This is a genomic window from Streptosporangium sp. G12, from assembly GCF_052983175.1.
Genome location: NZ_JBRIQO010000026.1, coordinates 21,107 through 39,421, shown reverse-complemented (window position 1 = coordinate 39,421; position 18,315 = coordinate 21,107). Strand labels below are relative to the sequence as shown.

Annotated in this window: 19 protein-coding genes and 1 tRNA gene; 14 read left to right on the top strand and 6 right to left on the bottom strand. The window is 67.6% G+C overall.

What is annotated here, in order from left to right; translation table 11 throughout:
* The first annotated feature begins 101 nt into the window (after window positions 1-101).
* Window positions 102-662 carry an NUDIX hydrolase gene (locus ACVCAG_RS34145; RefSeq protein ID WP_362698215.1) on the top strand — a complete coding sequence of 187 codons (561 nt, stop codon included), beginning with the start codon at window positions 102-104 and terminating at the stop codon, window positions 660-662.
* Here the strand turns inward: ACVCAG_RS34145 and ACVCAG_RS34140 are convergent.
* Window positions 643-1,725 (bottom strand): XRE family transcriptional regulator, encoded by a 1,083-nt coding sequence (locus tag ACVCAG_RS34140; RefSeq protein WP_440082601.1) that lies wholly within the window; start codon window positions 1,723-1,725, stop codon window positions 643-645. The two genes, ACVCAG_RS34145 and ACVCAG_RS34140, sit on opposite strands and share 20 nt — an antisense overlap.
* Window positions 1,726-1,980: 255 nt before the next feature.
* On the opposite strand from ACVCAG_RS34140, the gene ACVCAG_RS34135 reads away from it, so the two are divergent.
* On the top strand, window positions 1,981-2,388 hold the full coding sequence (locus ACVCAG_RS34135) for a hypothetical protein (RefSeq protein ID WP_440082600.1): 408 nt from the start codon (window positions 1,981-1,983) through the stop codon (window positions 2,386-2,388).
* A 389-nt stretch (window positions 2,389-2,777) separates the two neighbouring features.
* Window positions 2,778-3,494: a GntR family transcriptional regulator gene (locus ACVCAG_RS34130; protein ID WP_440082599.1), complete on the top strand. Its 717-nt coding sequence runs from the start codon at window positions 2,778-2,780 to the stop codon at window positions 3,492-3,494.
* Here ACVCAG_RS34130 and ACVCAG_RS34125 read toward each other — a convergent pair whose 3' ends face one another.
* Complete coding sequence (locus ACVCAG_RS34125) at window positions 3,495-4,007, bottom strand: DUF4265 domain-containing protein (protein WP_440082598.1); 513 nt, start codon at window positions 4,005-4,007, stop codon at window positions 3,495-3,497.
* Window positions 4,008-4,195: 188 nt separating this feature from the next.
* Here ACVCAG_RS34125 and ACVCAG_RS34120 point away from each other — a divergent pair, with 188 nt between their 5' ends.
* The 8 genes from ACVCAG_RS34120 (at window position 4,196) to ACVCAG_RS34085 (ending at window position 10,032) form a co-directional block, all read left to right on the top strand.
* Window positions 4,196-4,645 carry a plasmid replication, integration and excision activator gene (locus ACVCAG_RS34120; protein ID WP_440082597.1) on the top strand — a complete coding sequence of 150 codons (450 nt, stop codon included), beginning with the start codon at window positions 4,196-4,198 and terminating at the stop codon, window positions 4,643-4,645.
* Window positions 4,642-4,968, top strand: a complete 327-nt coding sequence (locus tag ACVCAG_RS34115) for a hypothetical protein (RefSeq protein ID WP_440082596.1) — start codon at window positions 4,642-4,644, stop codon at window positions 4,966-4,968. The genes ACVCAG_RS34120 and ACVCAG_RS34115 overlap by 4 nt, the downstream gene beginning before the upstream one ends.
* An 87-nt stretch (window positions 4,969-5,055) precedes the next feature.
* Complete coding sequence (locus ACVCAG_RS34110) at window positions 5,056-6,468, top strand: FtsK/SpoIIIE domain-containing protein (RefSeq protein WP_440082595.1); 1,413 nt, start codon at window positions 5,056-5,058, stop codon at window positions 6,466-6,468.
* Entirely contained in the window at window positions 6,465-6,668 is a 204-nt protein-coding gene (locus ACVCAG_RS34105; protein WP_440082594.1) for a hypothetical protein, read from the top strand. Before ACVCAG_RS34110 ends, ACVCAG_RS34105 begins: the two co-directional genes overlap by 4 nt.
* Complete coding sequence (locus ACVCAG_RS34100) at window positions 6,661-6,819, top strand: hypothetical protein (RefSeq protein ID WP_440082593.1); 159 nt, start codon at window positions 6,661-6,663, stop codon at window positions 6,817-6,819. Before ACVCAG_RS34105 ends, ACVCAG_RS34100 begins: the two co-directional genes overlap by 8 nt.
* Entirely contained in the window at window positions 6,816-8,477 is a 1,662-nt protein-coding gene (locus ACVCAG_RS34095) for a replication initiator (RefSeq protein ID WP_440082592.1), read from the top strand. Before ACVCAG_RS34100 ends, ACVCAG_RS34095 begins: the two co-directional genes overlap by 4 nt.
* Before the next feature lie 23 nt (window positions 8,478-8,500).
* Entirely contained in the window at window positions 8,501-8,671 is a 171-nt protein-coding gene (locus ACVCAG_RS34090) for a helix-turn-helix transcriptional regulator (protein WP_362515482.1), read from the top strand.
* Window positions 8,668-10,032 (top strand): tyrosine-type recombinase/integrase, encoded by a 1,365-nt coding sequence (locus tag ACVCAG_RS34085; protein ID WP_440082591.1) that lies wholly within the window; start codon window positions 8,668-8,670, stop codon window positions 10,030-10,032. The genes ACVCAG_RS34090 and ACVCAG_RS34085 overlap by 4 nt, the downstream gene beginning before the upstream one ends.
* Window positions 10,033-10,262: 230 nt before the next feature.
* Here the strand turns inward: ACVCAG_RS34085 and ACVCAG_RS34080 are convergent.
* A tRNA-Tyr gene (locus ACVCAG_RS34080) sits at window positions 10,263-10,347 on the bottom strand.
* A 490-nt stretch (window positions 10,348-10,837) separates the two neighbouring features.
* Here ACVCAG_RS34080 and ACVCAG_RS34075 point away from each other — a divergent pair.
* The 3 genes from ACVCAG_RS34075 (at window position 10,838) to ACVCAG_RS34065 (ending at window position 13,589) form a co-directional block, all read left to right on the top strand.
* Window positions 10,838-11,332, top strand: coding sequence for a YajQ family cyclic di-GMP-binding protein (locus tag ACVCAG_RS34075; RefSeq protein WP_350969089.1), 495 nt, complete (start codon window positions 10,838-10,840; stop codon window positions 11,330-11,332).
* Window positions 11,333-11,919: 587 nt separating this feature from the next.
* Complete coding sequence (locus ACVCAG_RS34070; RefSeq protein ID WP_440082590.1) at window positions 11,920-12,495, top strand: pyridoxamine 5'-phosphate oxidase family protein; 576 nt, start codon at window positions 11,920-11,922, stop codon at window positions 12,493-12,495.
* Between the two features lie 359 nt (window positions 12,496-12,854).
* On the top strand, window positions 12,855-13,589 hold the full coding sequence (locus ACVCAG_RS34065) for a hypothetical protein (protein WP_447191101.1): 735 nt from the start codon (window positions 12,855-12,857) through the stop codon (window positions 13,587-13,589).
* 45 nt (window positions 13,590-13,634) lie between these two features.
* On the opposite strand, the gene htpX is transcribed toward ACVCAG_RS34065, so the two are convergent.
* The 3 genes from htpX to ACVCAG_RS34050 form a co-directional block, all read right to left on the bottom strand.
* Complete coding sequence (htpX, locus tag ACVCAG_RS34060; protein ID WP_362698260.1) at window positions 13,635-14,486, bottom strand: zinc metalloprotease HtpX; 852 nt, start codon at window positions 14,484-14,486, stop codon at window positions 13,635-13,637.
* Between the two features lie 73 nt (window positions 14,487-14,559).
* On the bottom strand, window positions 14,560-16,341 hold the full coding sequence (locus ACVCAG_RS34055; RefSeq protein WP_440082588.1) for a proton-conducting transporter transmembrane domain-containing protein: 1,782 nt from the start codon (window positions 16,339-16,341) through the stop codon (window positions 14,560-14,562).
* Window positions 16,338-18,143, bottom strand: a complete 1,806-nt coding sequence (locus ACVCAG_RS34050) for an NADH-quinone oxidoreductase subunit M (RefSeq protein ID WP_440082587.1) — start codon at window positions 18,141-18,143, stop codon at window positions 16,338-16,340. Before ACVCAG_RS34050 ends, ACVCAG_RS34055 begins: the two co-directional genes overlap by 4 nt.
* Window positions 18,144-18,315: the final 172 nt, after the last annotated feature.

Sequence of the window (18,315 nt, the reverse complement as noted above, 5' to 3'; positions counted from 1 at the left end):
TGTCCAACCCATGGCAGGCCACTACAGATACCTTCATGATGACGTGCGGCTATATGCTCGTGCCCGTGTACGTCGGAGGTGTGGGCCTGTAACTTCGCTGTGTGGCTACCAACGAAGAGCGGTCGCGGTGGATCGTGCACGGGGAACGGCTCATCTATGACAACCGGTGGATCCGGTTGGGGCTCGTTGACGTGGCAATCCCGGACGGGGAGCGGTTCGAGCATCACGCGGTGCATCTGGATCGGGCGGCGATCGCCGTGGTGGTCGACGAGCAGAACAGAGTGCTGATGATGTGGCGGCACCGGTTCCTGTTCGACCGGTGGGGCTGGGAACTTCCCGGCGGCCTGGTCGACGCCGGCGAGGAGGCGATCACAACGGCTGCCCGTGAGGTGGAGGAGGAGACGGGGTACCGGCCCAAGGAGATCGAGCCTCTGATCACCTACCAGCCGATGGCGGGCATGGTCGACTCCGAGCACAGTCTCTTCCTGGTGCGGGGTGCCGATCTGGTCGGAAGCCCGACCGGCGAGATCGAGGCGGATCTCATCGAGTGGGTGCCGATGGCGGAGATCCCGGCGATGATCGCCCGCGGTGACATCTGGACGTCGGGGACGTTGATCGGTCTGTTCGCGGCGCGGGATCGGCTCAGCGCAACGAGCGGCTGACGGCTCGGGCGAGTTCCTCGACGCGTCGGCGTTGCCGGCTGAATCCGGTCATCGTGGCGAGGTGTTGGGCGCGCTGGATGTGGGGTTGGGCGGCGTCGGGCTCTCCGCGGGCGAGAAGGGCGTGGCCCAGGTCGCAGCGGACGCCGGATTCGGCGCGGTTGTAGGTGCCGTCCATCCCGGCCAGTGCGGAGCGCAGGTCCTCGACGGTTCCCGGATCGCCGAAGCGCACCAGGCAACTCCCCCGCCAGCGTGCCAGGTGGTGGGCGTTGACCGACAGGTAGGGCATGTCGGGGTCGGCGTCGCCGTCGGGCAGGAGTGCGGCGGCCTGTTCCAGGGCGGTACGGCAGGTCGTTTCGTCGCCGAGGATGGCGGCGCCTTCGGCTTCGGCTGCGGACATCCAGGTGCGTAACCGGGCGGGGATGCGGTCGCGGTAGGTGGTGTGGATGTACTGGAGGAGTTCGGTGCCTTCGGCTGGGCGGCCGAGTTCCATCAGGACGTATGCCTGTTCGCCGGAGACGTAGGCGATGAGGGCGGGGTCGTCGGCTTCGCGGGCGGCGGCTTTGGCGTGCTCGTAGTGGTTCCAGGCGTCGTTGAGCGCTCCGGTGTGGATGGCCTGCCAGCCAGCCAGTGAGGCGGTCTCGGCCAGGACGTGGGCGAGCTGGGCGCGGATGCCGGGGCGTACGGCGTGGCGGTGGGCGTGTTCAACGTGGGAGATCTGGGCGCGCATCTTGTCGGCGATGGCGATGCCGCCGAGTCGGCGGTCCATGAGGCGCAGATTGTTGGTGTCGGTGGTGAGGATCATGACCATGGTGGGGTCGATGGCGGCGGCTGCTTTGATCCGGGCTGTCAGTTCCTCGCTCTGCTCCTGGTGGTGGTCGCCGTAGTTGCCGGTTGGGGATGCGGTGTCGAGGGGGGCCAGGCCGAAGAGCATGCGGGCGTGATCGGGCAGGCCGAGACCGGTGGCGATGCGCTCGTAGACGTCCAGCTCGGTGATGTGGGACTGGTTGTGGCTGATCCGGCTGACGCGTCCTTGGGACAGGCCGGTTGCCGCGCCGATGTCCACTTGGCTGGCGCCTGCGTACTTCGCGGCGAGTTTGAAAAGTCCTGCTACGTCGCGATTTTTGAGGATTTCTCTGCTGTCTTCACGGTCCCATGCTTCGGTTGGGATCTTGATCGGTTCGAAAGCGCTCCCGTTCATTCCGTCCTCCGGATGTCGGTTCCCGAGGTGGTGCGTCGCTACATGTCGAGACCCTATATGCCTTGGTGGAATATACGCGTGGGATAGGGCTGAGAAGTTCTTCCATCGATCCTTTCCGGTATGACAACACCGGTTAAGTGCGATGAATGCGATGGGCGCGGCTGGAAGATCGTCACGCGGCGCGGACATGTCGCGACCTCGTTTCTGGGAGGTGCGGTTTCCTCGCAGGAGGACTGCCTGTACTGCGACGGCCCCGAGCCCATTGTCGAGATGTTCGAGTGGGAGGTCTTCGCCTCCGAGGGCGTCGACCGGCTCGGACCGTGCGGCACCAGCTCGGGGCAGGCGACCTCGATGGACGAGCTGCGCAAGGCACTGCGCAGGATGGATCCGCAACCAGCGCTGTGGGGGCGGATCACGCGGCGGCTCTACGACTTCGGCCTGGCGCCGGGCGACTGGTCACGACAGGTGATCTTTCACGCCACCGTGGACCTGGCCGGTTCGGTGCGTTTCGAGCGGCAGGAATCGTGAGCGAGGATTTCTCTCGACGGGGAATGTCATGCCTGTCCGAGCATCTCGTTCCGGCCGCTCCAGGATGCATGCCTTTGGCCTGGCACAGGTCGCGGCGTTTCGGGCGGGTTCGGGTAGTGGCCTGGACCTGTCATGAGCATCGGGTGACGTTTTACGAATTGTGCGATGCGGGCGGGTTGTCGTTCATTCGTAAGACGGTTCAGGACAAAGGGAAGGTGACCGTGTTTCACAGTGACGCATGGTCGCCTGCTCAGGCGCGAGTGGTGTGGATCAGAGTTCTGGCAGGGTTGGCCAGGTAGTTGTTTCCTGCTGTCGCGGGTCCTGACAGGGCTGCTCTTAACCGGTACTGTACTTGTGCAGACAAGTGGAAGAGTGATCGGGCGGTTAAGATGAGCAAGGATTTCGCCCCTCCGAAGTATGCCCAGGTGATGGGCACGATTCAGGAGCGCATCGAGGCCGGGCAGTACGCGGCCGGTGACATGCTGCCCTCGGAGACGCAGCTCGTCAGAGAGTTCGGCGTAGGCCGCACGACGGTAGTCCGGGCGCTTCAGACACTAGCCATGCAAGGCTGGATCGAGCGTGAGCACGGCCGTGGTTCGTTCGTGAAGGGCCGCCCCGAGAGTGCCGTCGATCGCATCCGGCCAGGGCTGGCGGTGGCCGAGCAGGCCGAGAACGGCGACCTGGTCACCGACGTCGCCCGTGTTCCGGCTCCTCGCCACATCGCCCGCCTTCTCGGTGTTGAGGACAAGACCCCAGTCATCTCGCGTCGACGAGTGGCCAAACAGGGTGGTCGGCTGTCTGCGGTGGAAACCCTGTGGTTCCCGTTGGAGATTGCATTGGGCACCGACGTCGACAAGCCCGAACCGCTCGCGCGCGGGGTGCGCCATCACCTCCAGGCGGTGAAGCATCTGCGCTTCGACCACGTCACCGAGCGGCTGACCGCGCGCAACCCCACCAAGGAAGAGGCTGAGCTGCTCGGCTCTTCAAAGCCCGTCATGGGTGTACTGGCCAGCGTGCATGATGCTGCCGGGGCCGTGCTCCTAGTGATGAGCGTGGCGCTCCCCGGTGACCTTCACGAGCTCCAGGACGTCTACCCGGTGAGCTAGTTAGGCGTCGTGCCAGGCATCTGTGACACAGGAAGCCTCGAAATGCCACCAACCGTCTTCCTCGCCACGTGTCAGCAGCGTCTTTATCTGGCTGAGTTCTGCGGCAGCCGGCACGTTGAAGGCGACCAGCGGCAGTTCCTTACTGAAGACCTCTCCCCCCAGGCCGAACGGTGCCAACCGCTCGTGCACGGCTTCAGCGCTTGTCCCGAGTGGACCGCTAGGAACGGGCAGGACCCGAACGGTGCAGTTTCCCGACGCCTCCACGCGCTCCGTGGACCAGTGGAGACCATCGGCATTGGTAAGGAACCGCACGACATCTCCCTCGGCCACCCCTTCCTGTAGGAAAGGGACGTTCTCCAGGCGCGCGGTGTCCTCGCTGAGCCGCGTAGCCCAGATCCCTTCGGTGCTGTAGGGAAGCCAGCCTTCTCGCGGCACGAACTGGAACCAGACCTTGATCCGGTTGTTCTCGGCGGTGTCATGCTCCGGCGAAGTCATGGAGGCCATGACCGACATGATCGCGCATCCTCCTTGAGCACCGAGCGCCGTTAGGACGTCCGAGAGGCAGTCCCGAACACATGGCCATCCTCTCTCCGCCGATCTACTCATTCACTTGTGCGGACAAGTTGTCGTGGGCTACTCTCAACTCAATCGGACAAGTGGACGACCGAACATCGGCCGTCCAAGTGAAAGGAACACCCGACATGGCCATCCAAGGCCCCATCCCCGTCCACTTCGGACAGGTCTTCCCGCATGGCTGCTTCATCGTCGGCGAGGTCGAGCAGGTCAAGGACTTCGACGCCTCGTCCAAGGGCCGCACCGTCTACGCCAAGGACAAGAACACCGGAGAGCTGGTGTGGCAGGTCGCCGTCATGGACGCCGACCCGACCGTGAAGGCCGGCCAGAAGACGGTCTCGGTCAAGATCCTGTCCCCCATCCAGCCCGTCGTTCCGGCCGCGCTGCCGGGCCTGCCGTTCGTGCCGGTGGAGTTCGACGGCATGACCGCCACCGCCTACGTCAACCAGAACACCGGACGCCTGGCCTGGTCCATCCGAGCAACCACGATGCGTCCTCCCCGCACCGCCACGGCTCCCGCTCGGCAGAGCGCTCCGGCGCCGGTCAAGGAGACGGCCGGTAAGGACGTGGCGGCGTGAGCGAACACAAACCCTACACCTACGTCACCGCGTCGATTCACGAGGGCGTCACCCGATTCGATGTCTCCTTCTGCACCTCGGAGATGTCGGCCAAGGCGTTCGGGGGCGACGGGGAGCGACCGTTCCTGGCCCTGTCCAGCACTGAGGCACACATGACGGTCACCACCACGGGCGGCGGGCCGGTCACCGAGCAGGACGTGACCCTCGCGCGGGAGATCTTCACCGCCTCCGCGCGCTACCTGGCCAACTGCGAGCGCCTCCACGCGGAACAGCCGCCCAACCCCACCGACCAGACCACACCGTCCGGTGAGGTCGCGGCCTGACACGTAAGCGGGGCCGCCAGAAGCGCCAACTTCCGGCGGCCCCTCGGTTCTCCCTCTCACGCGAATTCAAGGAAGGCCCCCAGCCTAATGTTCAAGAAACTGCCCGGCGACGAGGCGCAGAACCTCGTCTCCACCACCCCCGATACCGCCGTCGTCTTCCGCCCGGCCGTCCTCCGCACTCCGGCGATCGTCACCATTGTGATCTTCGCGTGGCGGCTGCTGGCCGGTGCCCTGCGGCTGCTGTGGCGCCACCCCATCGCCTCGGCCGTCGCGCTCACTCCCGTTGCAGTCACCTACTGGTACGGCTGGCGTTGGGGCCTCGGCCTCGTCACCATGCCACCTCTCAGCCTCACCGCCTGGTTCTTCCTCGCTCGTCCCTCGTTCCTTCGCCTGCTGGGCTGGCATCTGTTGGCCTGGTGGCGGCTGGTGTGGGTCTACCAGCGGCACTGGCAACCAGTGATGATCATCTCCGGACTCGGACGACACTTACGCGGCCGGGACTACCTGCCTCGCGTCGTCCGCGTCACCTGCACCTCGTGGGCCGACGTGGTCACGGTGCGGATGCTCACCGGGCAGGCGGTCAAAGACTGGGCCGACCGCACCGAGCACCTCGCCCACGGGTTCGGCGCTCGCTCCTGCCGGGTCTCCATCGCACGCTCCGGCCGACTGCTGCTCGTCTTCCCTCGCCGCGATCCCCTCGCCACTCCGCTCCCGGCCGTACCGGTCCCGGATGAGGCATCGGTGGGACCGGTGGAGGTCGGCAAGTGCGAGGACGGCACCCCCTGGTTTTTGAAGGTCCATGGCACGCACGTCCTGGTCGCCGGTGCCACCGGGGCGGGCAAGGGCTCGGTCATCTGGTCGGCGATCCGCGGCCTACTGCCCGCCACGCATGCGGGCCTGGCGCAGGTGTGGGCGCTGGATCCCAAACGGATGGAGCTGTCCTACGGGCGCGACCTGTTCGGCGACCGCTACGCCGCGAGCCCGGCCGACTGCGCCGATCTTCTCGAAGCCGCGGTGAAGATCATGCAGGAGCGGGCCGACCGTTACGCCGGACTCCAGCGCTCCCACACTCCCTCTGTCGATGACCCGTTCGTCCTGGTGGTGGTCGACGAGGTGGCGTTCCTGACCGCCTACCAGTCCGACAAGGGTCTCAAGCTCCGCATCTCCGCCGCCCTGGCGACGCTCACCACGCAGGGTCGCGCGGTCGGCTTCGGTGTCCTGGCAGCTCTCCAGGACCCGCGCAAGGAGGTCATGAACATCCGCAACCTGTTCCCCGACAAGATCGCGCTCCGCCTCGACGAGTCCGAGCAGGTCGACATGGTGCTCGGCGACGGTGCTCGGGATCGCGGTGCACTGGCCGATCACATCTCCCCGATCCCCGAGCAGGGTGCCGGTATCGGCTACGTCCGGCTGGAGACCTCGCCCGACCCGATCCGGGTCCGTGCCGCCTACGTCTCCGACAGCGACATCCGCGCGATGGCCATGGAGGTGACCGCGTGAGGGTCTGCTTCTACGGCACCGACGAGGAGATCACCCGCCTCTGCGAGCGGCCCGTCCTCGCCGCCCTGGGACCGCACCACACTCAGCCCGTCCTGGCCTTCGAGCTGTTCAACGTCCGCGTCACCGCCGACCCGTACCAGACCATGTTCCGGCTGGTGGCCGACCTGTCCGAAGTGCGGGAGAGGGACGACCGTGACTGAACTGGCCTACATCCTCGACGGCCTGCGCTGCGCTGCCTGCCACGCGGTCAACACGCTGTGGCTGGACCTGATCCGCGGCCTGGTCGAGTGTCGCGAGTGCGGACAGGGCGCGCTCCTCGACCCCGGCGACACGTACGAGGAGGGCGCGTGAGCAACCCGAACGACCGCGGCCTGTCGCGCGCCGAACGTCAGAGGATGCCGCTCGCGCTGGATGTGGCGGTGGAGATCGCCAAGCACAACGGAGTGTGCATCCGGCCGGTGGTCCTGCGTCGGCTGGACACCCACACCGGGCTCACCGAGGACATCAACGTGCCCTGCGGGGCCACCATGGAGGCCAAGTGTCCCTCCTGCGCCCGGCGCAACCGCTACCTGCGGATGGCCCAGTGCCGGGAAGGCTGGCACCTGGAGGCCGAACCTTCGATCACCCCGGATGAGCCCAACGAGGAACAGGTCTGGCTGGTGGAGTTCCGCGCCGACATGCAGGCCCAACGCGATGCCGCGGAAAAGGCCGGCGACGACACCGCCGACCTGGACGCGATCCTCACCGGCCTGGACGACGAGATCAACGCTGCCGGAATGCGTGGCACCCTGCTCGGTCGTGCTGCCGGCAAGCGCAACCGCTCGACCCGGCGGCGACAGGATGCCCCCGATCTCCCCAAGCGGGTCCGGCAGAACACCACGCTCGGGCGGACCTTCACCGGCTCGGACGGAACCACCTACCGGCCGTCGCTGTTCCTCACCCTCACGCTTCCCTCGTACGGCAAGATCCGGGCAGGGCAAGGCGTGCCCGTCGATCCGGGCGCCTACGACTACACGCGGGCGGCTCGGGACGCGCTGCACTTCTCCAAGCTCGTCGACCGCTTCGTGCAGAACCTTCGCCGGGTCGCGGGCTATGACGTGCAGTACTTCTCCTCCGTCGAACCACAGAAACGGCTCGCTCCCCACCTGCACATGGCAGTCCGCGGCACCATGCCTCGCGCTGAGATCAAGCAGATCACGGCGGCGACCTATCACCAGGTGTGGTGGCCGTCCGTCGATGAGGTCAAGTTCGACGGCGATCACCTGCCGGTGTGGACGCAGCGGGCCGACCTCCCCGACGAGGAGACCTATCCAGACGGACAGACCGGCGACTACCTCGACCCGGCCACCGGGGAACTCCTCCCGACCTGGCCTCAGGCGCTCGACCGGCTCGGCACCGACGACGAGGCCGAACCCCTGCATGTGGTCCGCTTCGGTTCTCAAGTCGATGTTCAGGGCGTCCTGTCCGGCACCCCGGATGCCGACCAGTGCATCCGCTACCTGTCGAAGTATCTGACCAAGAGCCTCGGCGACGCCCTCGACCCTGACAACCCTGCTCAGCGAGCGCATGCCGCGCGGATGGCCGAAGCACTCCGCTACGAACCCTGCTCTCCGGCCTGCCCGAACTGGCTGCGGTACGGCGTGCAGCCCAAAGGCGCCAAGCAGGGCATGACTCCGGGCCGGTGCCGGAGCAAGGCGCACAAGCCCGAACACCTCGGCTACGCGGGCCGTCGCGTCCTGGTGTCCCGTAAGTGGTCCAACAAGACCCTGTCCGAGCACAAGCGCGACCGCCGTACCTGGGTCATGGAGGCGCTCGGCCTGGCCGATGAGGTCCCCGATCCGCACCGTTACGTCTGGAAGCCCGTCCCGGCCGGTGACAGCGACATCCCCTCTCTGGCCCTGCGACTGCTGCGCATGGTCGCCGAACGCCAGCGCTGGCGGGCAACCCTTCTCGCACTCCAAGAGAAGGCGATCGGACAAGACCTTTCGGCAATCAGGGAGGCGGCGTGAAGAAGAAGGACGACGACAAGCTCATGACCGTCCCCGAGATCCTCGACAGGCTCGGCGGGATCTCCGTCCGGACCCTCTACCGCTGGCGCGAGATCGGCAAGTTCCCCCGCGGCCTGCGACTGCCCAACGACGAGATCCGCCTCTATCGCAGTGAGTTCGAGGCGTGGCTTGAGAGCCTCCGGGAGGCGGCGTGAACACCTCGTACGACGTGAAGTTCTGGGAGATCCGCCGGAACAAGTCCAGCAAGGCCGCGTCCTATGAGGTCCGGTGGAAGGTGGGTAGCCGGGAGAAGTCCAAGAGCTACCGGACCAAGGCTCTCGGCGAGAACTTCCTGTCCGACCTGCGTCAGGCGGCCAAGCGGGGCGAAGCCTTCGACATGGAGACGGGCCTCCCCGAGTCGATGATCCAGGCCAAGGAGGCGCAGAACTGGTACGCCTTCGTCCTGGCCTACATCGACATGAAGTGGCCCCACGCGGCGGCCAAGACTCGGGACGCGATGACCGATGCCCTGGCGACGGTGGTCCCCGCGCTGACACGAGACATCCCCGGCAAGCCAGAGATCTCCGTCCTTCGTGCGGCGTTGCGTCATTACGCGCTGCCTCCCAACGCTCGGGACAAGGCGCGGCCGGTTGAGATCGCCAAGGCGCTGCGTTGGCTCGACAAGGCGTCTGTGCCTCTCTCGGAGCTTCAGGAGGCCAAGACCGTCCGGGCCGGGCTCGACGCGCTCGCCCTGCTCCTCAACGGCAAGGCGGCGGCTGCGAACACGATTCGGCGTAAGCGGGCCGTCTTCTACAACGCCCTTCAGTACGCGGTGGAGCTGGAGGAACTGCCCGCGAACCCGGTGACGAAAGTTCGCTGGAAGCCGGTGAAGGTCGCCGAGACGGTCGATCCCCGCGTGGTCGTCAACCCCGAGCAGGTTCGCGAGTTGCTGACCATGGTGACCTACGTGGGCAGGCGCGGCCGTGGTCGTCGGCTCATGGCGCTGTTCGCCTGCATGTACTACGCGGGCATCCGGCCGGGTGAGGCGGTCGCGCTGCGCAAGCAGGACTGTCGTCTTCCGGCAACCGGCTGGGGTCGGCTCAGCCTCGATGTCTCCCGTCCCGAGGTGAACACCCGGTGGACCGATTCCGGGGATGCCCACGAGGCGCGCGGGCTCAAGCATCGGGCGCAGGAGGACACGCGGCCTGTCCCGATCCCTCCCGTCCTGGTGAGGATCCTCCGCGAGCACCTCGACGAGTTCGGGACCGCCAAGGATGGCCGGCTGTTCCAGAGCGAGCGCGGCGGCGTGGTCGCCTCGACCGCCTATACCGAGGTGTGGGCCGCGGCTCGGCTCCTCGCGCTGACGCCGGAACAGGCCGCCTCTCCCCTGGCTCGCAGGCCGTACGACCTACGGCACGCGGCGGTGTCGCTCTGGCTCAACGCCGGGGTTCCCGCCCCGGAGATCGCCAGGCGGGCCGGTCACGGCGTTGACGTTCTCCTCCGCGTCTACGCGAAGTGCATCGACGGCCAGGAGGAGACAGTCAACCGGAGGATTGATGACGCGCTGGCCGCGTGAAGATCACCTCTGCTGTGGGGCTCTGGGACACACTCCCGGAGCCCTTTCGGCGTTCCGGGGTCCATCCCGCGCATGTCCCGCAACGCCCGGCGCGACCTGGGGAAATGCCTCATGATCCATCCCGCGTATATCCCGCGAGCGCTGACATGCGGCTGCTTCCGGCTGCCTGCGGCTGCATGTCCCGGAAACGCAAAAGAGGCCCCGAAGGGCCTCTGAGCTGCTGTTTCTGCTGGTGGCAGGTGCAGGACTTGAACCTGCGTAGGCTGAGCCGACGGTTTTACAGACCGCTCCCTTTGACCACTCGGGCAACCTGCCATGTCCTCCGCTTGCGGCGGCGACAGGAAGAAGAATAGCGGACTTCCGGGTGTGACGTGACATCGACGCGGGGCACCTCCCGATACCCACTCCTATCAGGACTTTTGGTACGCATGTCGCCACTTGTGCCGGTGTTCTCCGGGGAGGAAGTGACGCCAGAGGCGTCGCGGCGTCGGGGGGGACAGGTCTCAATGGCGGGGGTTCCGAGGGGTGGCCGGAGGGCGGTGCGAGGAAACTGAAGGAACGGGGACACGCCAAGGCGAGCGGGAGGGCGGGAGTGGAAACGAGACACGCTGAAGTGGACAGGGCCCGCTGATGGCGGGAGAGGGACACGCTTCCGCCTCGGCATCGGCGGGAGATGCTGGCTAGGCTGATCGGTTACGTACGCGTCTATCGAACCGGCTCGCGGGCGCCACCGCGATTCGAGATCCGTGGCTTCCGGGAGCCGGGCGGCGATTGATAGTTCCAGCAGGTCAGAGGGGATTGAGCTTTGGCGGATTCATCGTTCGACATCGTTAGCAAGATCGACCACCAGGAAGCCGACAACGCGCTGAACCAGACGGTCAAGGAGGTCGGACATCGATTCGACTTCAAGGGCACCGGCGCGACCATCGCCTGGTCGGGCGGTCAGAAGGCCGTTGAGATCAAGGCCAACAGCGAGGAGCGCGCCAACGCGGTCCTCGACGTCTTCAAGGACAAGCTGATCAAGCGGGGGCTCTCCCTCAAGATCCTGGACGCGGACGAGCCCAGGCTGTCCGGCAAGGAGTACCGGCTTCTGGTGACCCTCAAGGAGGGCATCGACCAGGAGCACGCCAAGAAGATCTCGAAGATCATTCGTGATGAGGGGCCCAAGGGCGTCAAGGCCCAGATCCAGGGCGAGGAACTGCGGGTGAGTTCCAAGAAGAGGGACGAGCTGCAGGAGGTCATCGCCCTTCTCAAGGGTAAGGACCTGGAGATCGCGCTTCAGTTCTCGAACTACCGCTAGCAGAAGGGAAACCGAGGCTCTGACCTGTGGTTTCAGGACCTTACTGCTCCGGGGAGGGCACATCCAGGGCATACGGCCGGGGCAAGAGGCTCTCTTGTGCCCCGGCCGCTCACCCGTTTCACATCGCTGGAGGTGAGCGACGCGGTCTCCCCCGCTTGGGGTACCTGTGCAGGGTGGGCCGGCGAAGACTCGCACTCCTGAGGAGATCGTCCACCATGCGGTCCGGAGCACCACGCCGATCAGCCTCAGTTCCTCCCCTTCGAGCAGGGCCACGGTGGGTGCCGGTGACGCCCTCGATCGTTTTGAAGCGATCCGGGCTCGATGGAGGCTCTACGGGCTGACTCCAGCCGCCGGTTCGGGCTGGTGTTGAGCGTAACCGTGCCGGGAATTGACGCGGGTTCCGAAGATTCGATCCATGGCGACCGCGCCGCCCCGGAGTACGGGCCGGATCTGCTTGCGGTGGGCCGGCTCGGAGCGGCCGTGCTGCCGAGGCCGAGCTGTCTGGATTCCGGTACAACCCTCCCGATCGAAGGCAACTACTGGACACGGCGCCAACCGGCGAACAATAAAGAATTATCGTCCTGTTCATGGGGAAAATTCATGACAGGATTAACGATCGGCTGCGTGAGTTCATCGGAGCACAGCCGATCTACTTCGTGGCGACGGCTCCCGAGCAGGGCGGCCACGTCAACATGTCCCCCAAGGGATACGCCGACACCTTCGCCGTCCTCGATGACACCACCGTCGCCTACCTGGACCTGGACGGCAGTGGAGTGGAGAGCATCGCCCATCTCCGCCAGAACGGCCGCATCACGGTCATGTTCTGCGCCTTCTCCGGCCCTCCCGACATCCTCCGCCTGTACGGCACCGGCCGTGTCGTCGTACCGGAGAACCCCGACTTCGCAACACTGATCAAGAATTTCGGCCCGCATCCGGGCGTGCGGTCGATCGTCGTCGTCGACTGTGACCGGATCTCCGATTCCTGCGGCTTCTCGGTACCGTTCATGTCCTTCGAGAAGGACCGGACGCTGCTGGACGAGTGGGCGGAACGCAAGGACGTCCAGCAGCGGCGCACCCACCGGGCGCGGAAGAACCGCGAGAGCATCGACGGCATCCCCGGCCTTTCCGCGGAGGAGACCGACCCGGTCACGCAGCACTCCTGAGCCGGTCGGCCGGTGGCCGCCCCGGGACCGGCCCTCGCGGGGGCCGGTCCGTTCGCCTGCACCGGAGGGGTTTCCGCTCGCTCCCCCCGATCGGATGACACTCACGGCGACACCGCCGGTCGGCCTCCCCCTGGGCGTACAGTAAGCCGGTAAGCGACGGACACCCCCCGTATGTCCGGAAGACTCGGGGGGCCTCAGTGGGGTTGTTCTGCCGCTTGAGCGTTTGCGTCGGCGCGGTCGCCATGGTCATGGGGGCGGGCGTTCCCGCGAAGGCCGGAGGTGTGAGACCTCCGGTCCGGTACGCGGGACTCGACGGGTGTGTCTGCGCTCCATGGAAACTCTGGGTACGCGGCGGCGGGGTGATCACTCTCCCCGACGCCCGGGTGTTCTCCGTGGGGAGGCAACGAGCACCGCTGGCCCTGTCGCCGAACGGTAGGTATGTCGCGTACTTCCAGCGGCGGGGTGGGGCGCTGGTGGTGCGGGAGGTGGCCACCGGCGAGGTGCGCGCGGTGCCGGGAGTGATGTGGTCGAACGCCATGCGCGCGGCACGGGTCGATCTCTCTCCCGGCGGGCGGTACGTGGTGCTGGGCATCGGCTGGGAGCATCGGATCCTGGACACGTACAGCGGGGAGAGCATCCCGGTGCCACCTGGCCTGCGTCCGTGGAGTTTCAGCCCTGACGCGAAGTTCGTACTCGTGGTGGACGACACGTTCCAGGCGGGGATCTACTCGATGTCGCCCTTCACCGAGCGGGGGCGCGTTCCGGTGGGGGGCGCGCTCGGCCCGGACGGCGAGACCGTCGCCCACTTCACGGCACGTGACGCGGGGATCCGCCTGTGGAACGTGCCCACCGGCGGCATCCCCAGGCACGATCCCATCGCCGTACCCGTCAACAGGACTCCGACCCGGATGCGCTGGAACGGCGCGGGCCGTCTCGACCTGCAGACGGTCACCCCGCGCAGGATCAGGAAGGGGGGCGGCACCCGCTACACCTGGTATCGGGTCGATCAGGAGTCGGGCGGCACGGAACGGGTGAGCGGCTTCGTCGTGCCCGGGTCCGTCCACAACCCGATCGTCACGGGACTGGCTCCCTGATCCGTCACGGACCGTAGGGGCTCACGGCGGCAGGGAAGCGCGGGGTCAGCGGCGGTAGCCGGCCATACGCTCCAGACGGGCGACGCGCTCGGCGGTGGGCGGGTGGGTGGAGAACATCCGGCCGATCCCGGCGCCGCGGAAGGGATTGGCGATCATCAGGTGGGAGGCGGAGGCGATCCGGCCGTTCTCCGGGAGGGGCAGCTGACGGGTGCCCATCTCGATCTTTCTCAGCGCCGAGGCGAGGGCCAGCGGATCGCCCGTCAGCCGGGCACCGGACTCGTCCGCCTGGTACTCACGGGAGCGGGAGATGGCCATCTGGATCATTCCGGCCGCGACCGGACCGAGCACGATCATGAGGATCGCACCGATGAACCCGGGGCCCTCGTCCTCGTCACCGCCGCCGAAGAACAAGCCGACATAGCCGAGGTAGGTGATCATCGTGGCGAGCGCGCCGGCCACCGAGGAGATCAGGATGTCGCGGTTGTAGACGTGGGAGAGCTCGTGCCCGATGACCCCGCGCAGCTCGCGCTCGTCGAGGAGCTGGGTGATCCCGTAGGTTACGCACACCGCGGCGTTGCGGGGGTTGCGCCCCGTCGCGAAGGCGTTGGGCTGCATGGTCGGCGAGACGTAGAGCCGGGGCATGGGCTGGCGGGCCTCGGTGGAGAGCTCGCGCACGATCCGGTAGAGGAGCGGCTGCTCCACCTCACCCACCGGCCGGGCGCGCATGGCCGACAGCGCGATGCGGTCGGAGAAGAAGTAGGCGACGCCGCTGGTCGCCAGCGCGACCAGGACCGCGATCTGCACGCCGGTGCCGCCTCCGAACCACGCCCCCACCACGATGATCACCGCGGACAGTGCGCCGAGAAGGACCGCGGTACGCAGACCGTTGTGGTGCACTACACCCCCCTTTCGGTTGATGCTGATTCACCTGTGACAACGTCTCCGGCCAGGTCGAACGTTCCCGGATGGTTCAGCCCGCGGCGATGAGCGCCGCGGGGACGAGGTCGAGGACCAGCTGGGGAGCGGCCGAGAACGCGATCGCGACGATCCCGGCCACCGCGACCGCCACACTCGCGGGTATCCATCCGGTGCCGCGGCCACCCGTCTCCGCGCTGCCCGGCACGACGCTGCCCGCCATGGCGCTTCCTGTCACGGCACCGCCCGGCACGGCACCCCCGATCACGGCTTCCCTCGTCACAGCACCCCCGATCACAGCGCTGCCCGCCATGGCGCCCCCGATCGCAGGGCTCTCGGTCACCGGGGCCGGGGTGAAGATCCGCACGACCCAGGCGACGTAGTAGTAGAGACCCACGACGGTGTTGACCGCCATCACGGCCGCCAGCCAGCCACCGCCTCCGCCGAGGAGCTCCCGGAACACCACGATCTTGGCGAAGAGCCCGGCCAGCCCCGGGGGCAGGCCCGCCAGGCAGATCAGGAAGAAGGCCAGTGCCAGCCCGGCCGCCGGGCTCCGGAACGCCAGACCCCGGTAGTCGTCCAGTTCCCCGCTGCCCGACCTCCTCGACACCAGCGTGACCACGGCGAACGCCCCGAGGTTCATCGCCGCGTAGAAGACCAGGTAGGCGACCGAGGCGTTCATCGCCTCGTCGTTCCTGATGCCGAGGGGAGCGAGGATGTAGCCCGACTGGGCGACGGAGGACCAGGCGAGCAACCGCACGGCGTGGCGCTGGCGCGTGGCCAGGAGGTTGCCGACGGTCATGGTCAGCGCGGCGAGAATCGCGACCAGCGGGATCCAGGTGGCCCCCAGGCCGCCCAGGGCGACGACCAGGATGAGGATCAGCCCCGCGAACCCCGCCGCCTTGGAGATGACGGAGAGAAGCGCCGCGACGGGGATGGGCGCGCCCTGGTAGACGTCACCCGCCCACGCGTGGAACGGCACCGCTGCGATCTTGAAGGCGAACCCGGCGAGGACCAGGACCACGGCCACGGTGACCACGGCGGGCAGGTCGTAGGCGATCTGCAGCGAGGACTCGTAGGCGCCGCCGTCGCCGATGTCCCCCTGGCCGGGCCCGAGGCCGGTGGCGGCGGGGACGTCCTGTCGTAGAACGTGGGCGATGCGGTCGAGGTAGACGGTGCCGGTGGTTCCGTACAGCAGGGAGACCCCGAAGAGCATCACCGCCGTGGAGACCACGGAGACCAGGAAGAGCTTGACCGCCGCCTCGGAGCTCCGGCCGTCGTAACGCTTGAGCGCGGTGAGCGCGAACACCGGCAGCGAGACGAGCTCCAGTGCGACCACCAGCATGATCAGGTCACGGGAGGCGGGCAGGGCGACGGCACCCGCCAGCGTGCAGAGCAGCAGGAAGTACCACTCTCCGACGGGGATGTCCCCGGAGGAGAGTTCGGCCGCCGACAGCAGCACCACCACGATCCCGGCGAACAGCGCGAGCCCGGCGAAGACCAGCGTGAAGTCGTCGACCACGAACGAGCACGGTGCCACGGCGGCCGTGGGCGCCTTCGGCCCGGTGACCGGGGGAGCGATGGCGCCGATCGCCGCGCGGGGGGAGCCGAGCAGCCCCTCTGGCACGCAGAAGGTTCTCAGCGGCTCTCCGGCGCGTACGGCCTGGGAGATCACTACTGCCAGGGCGGCGATCACCCCGGACAACGTGACCGCGCCGAGTGCCGTCCGGACGTACGGCCTGCGGGGCAGGAAGGCGTCCAGGAGCAACACGAGCCCTGCGGTGAGGGCGAGGATCAGGGGCGGCGCGACCGCGTAGTAGTCGATCGACTGGATCACGGCGCGCCCACCAGGGTCCGGACCACCGGATCGGTGAGGAGGAGGAGCGCCTTGGGCCAGAGCCCGAACAGCAGGATCAACGCGATCAACGGCACCCAGGCGGCCAGTTCGTGGCCCGAGACGTCGGGCATGCGCGATCTGCCCGTGCCCGTCGCCCCCGAAGCGACTCCCGAAGTCGCCCCTACCCTCGAACCCCCCGAAGTCCCCAGAGCAGCCGGGGTCGCCGGGGTCGCCGGGGTCGCCGGAGGGGGAGCGCCACCCCCGCCGACGGTTGCCATGAGGGGGCCCTCCTTCTCCCCCGCCTCGCCGGCGGGGGCACCACCGTCGTGATCACCCTCCTCCCCGGTCGGTCCCGTGGAGGGCAGGCCGCCCGCGGCGGCCGCGGCGAGGACCGGGACATGGACGGTCTCGGTGCCCCGGCCGTGGGTGACGCGGGAGAGCATGAGCAGGAAGTAGGCGGCGGTCAGCACGGTACCGAGACCTCCGAGGGCCATGAAGACCAGGTAGAGGGGGCGCGACAGACCCGCGGCCGGTTCGAAGGCACCGAGGAGGGCCAGCATCTCACCCCAGAAGCCCGCCAGTCCCGGCAGCCCGAGCGAGGCGACGCAGGCGAAGGTGAGCAGGGAGGCGAGGCGGGGAAGGCGTGTCAGCATGCCACCGCCGAGGGCCGGCATGTCGGAGGTGCCGTAGCGCTCCTTGATGGCTCCGGCGACGAAGAACAACAGGGCGGTGATGAGACCGTGGGCGATGTTGCCGAACAGGGCACCGTTGACTCCGGCCGGAGTGAGCGTGGCGAAGCCCAGGAGCACGAAACCCATGTGGCCGACCGAGGAGTAGGCGATCATCCTTTTGAGGTCACGCTGGGCGAGACAGGCCAGCGAGCCGTAGACGATGCCGATCACCGCGAAAGCCCCGAGCCACGGGGCCGTCGCGGCGGCACCATCGGGCAGGATCGGGATCGCGACGCGGGCGAAGCCGTACGTGCCCATCTTGAGCAGCACGCCGGCCAGGAGCACCGAACCGACGGTCGGCGCCTCGGTGTGGGCGTCGGGCAGCCAGGTGTGCAGCGGCCACATCGGGGTCTTGACCGCGAAGCCGATGCCGACGGCCAGGAAGGCGATGGTCTGCACAGCGGGTGACATGCCCGTTCCCCGTGCCCGCGCGAGGGCGATCATGTCCAGGGTGCCGGTCTGCGACCAGATGAGCAACAGGCCCAGCAGGAGGACCACCGAGCCGAGCAGGGTATAGAGGATGAACTTGATCGCCGCCGCCCGGCGGGCGCGCCCGCCCCAGATGGCGATCACGAAGTACATCGGGATGAGGACGACCTCGAAGAACACGAAGAACAGCAACAGGTCGAGCGCGAGAAAGGTGCCGATCATGCCCACTTCGAGGACGAGCAGCGTGAACACCAGCGCCCGTGGCCGGTTGCCACCGGGCCGGGGACTGAGCAGCTGCCCGGGGCGGTCGGCGCGCCCCCTGCACAGGTAGACGAAGCAGAGGAAGGTCAGCAGCGTGGTCAGCACGACCAGCGGCAGCGAGATCCCGTCCACGCCGAGGTGGAATCTGAGGTCGAGGCCGGGGATCCAGGCCAGGTCTGTCGCGAACTGCACCCGAGCGGCGTCGCCGTAGTCGAACGCGGCGACCAGCACCACCGACAGCGCGAACGTGAGGCCGGAGACGACCAGGCCGTGCACCCTGAGCAGCCGACCCCTGGCCGCGACGTCCGACCCGAACGGTGCGAGCAGCGCGGCGGCTCCGGCGAGTGGCACACCGAGGAGCACGATCAGAATCCAGCTCATGGCGTGGCCACCTCACCGAAGTTCGGCATCGGGTTCGGCCCCGAGTTCGCCCCGGTGTCCGGTCCCGTGTTCGGTGTCGGATCCGGTGTCGGGTCCGGTTCCGGTTCCGGGTTCGGTGTCGGGTCCGGTTCCGGGTTCGAGTCGGGTGTCGAGTCCGGTCGTGTGCTCGGTC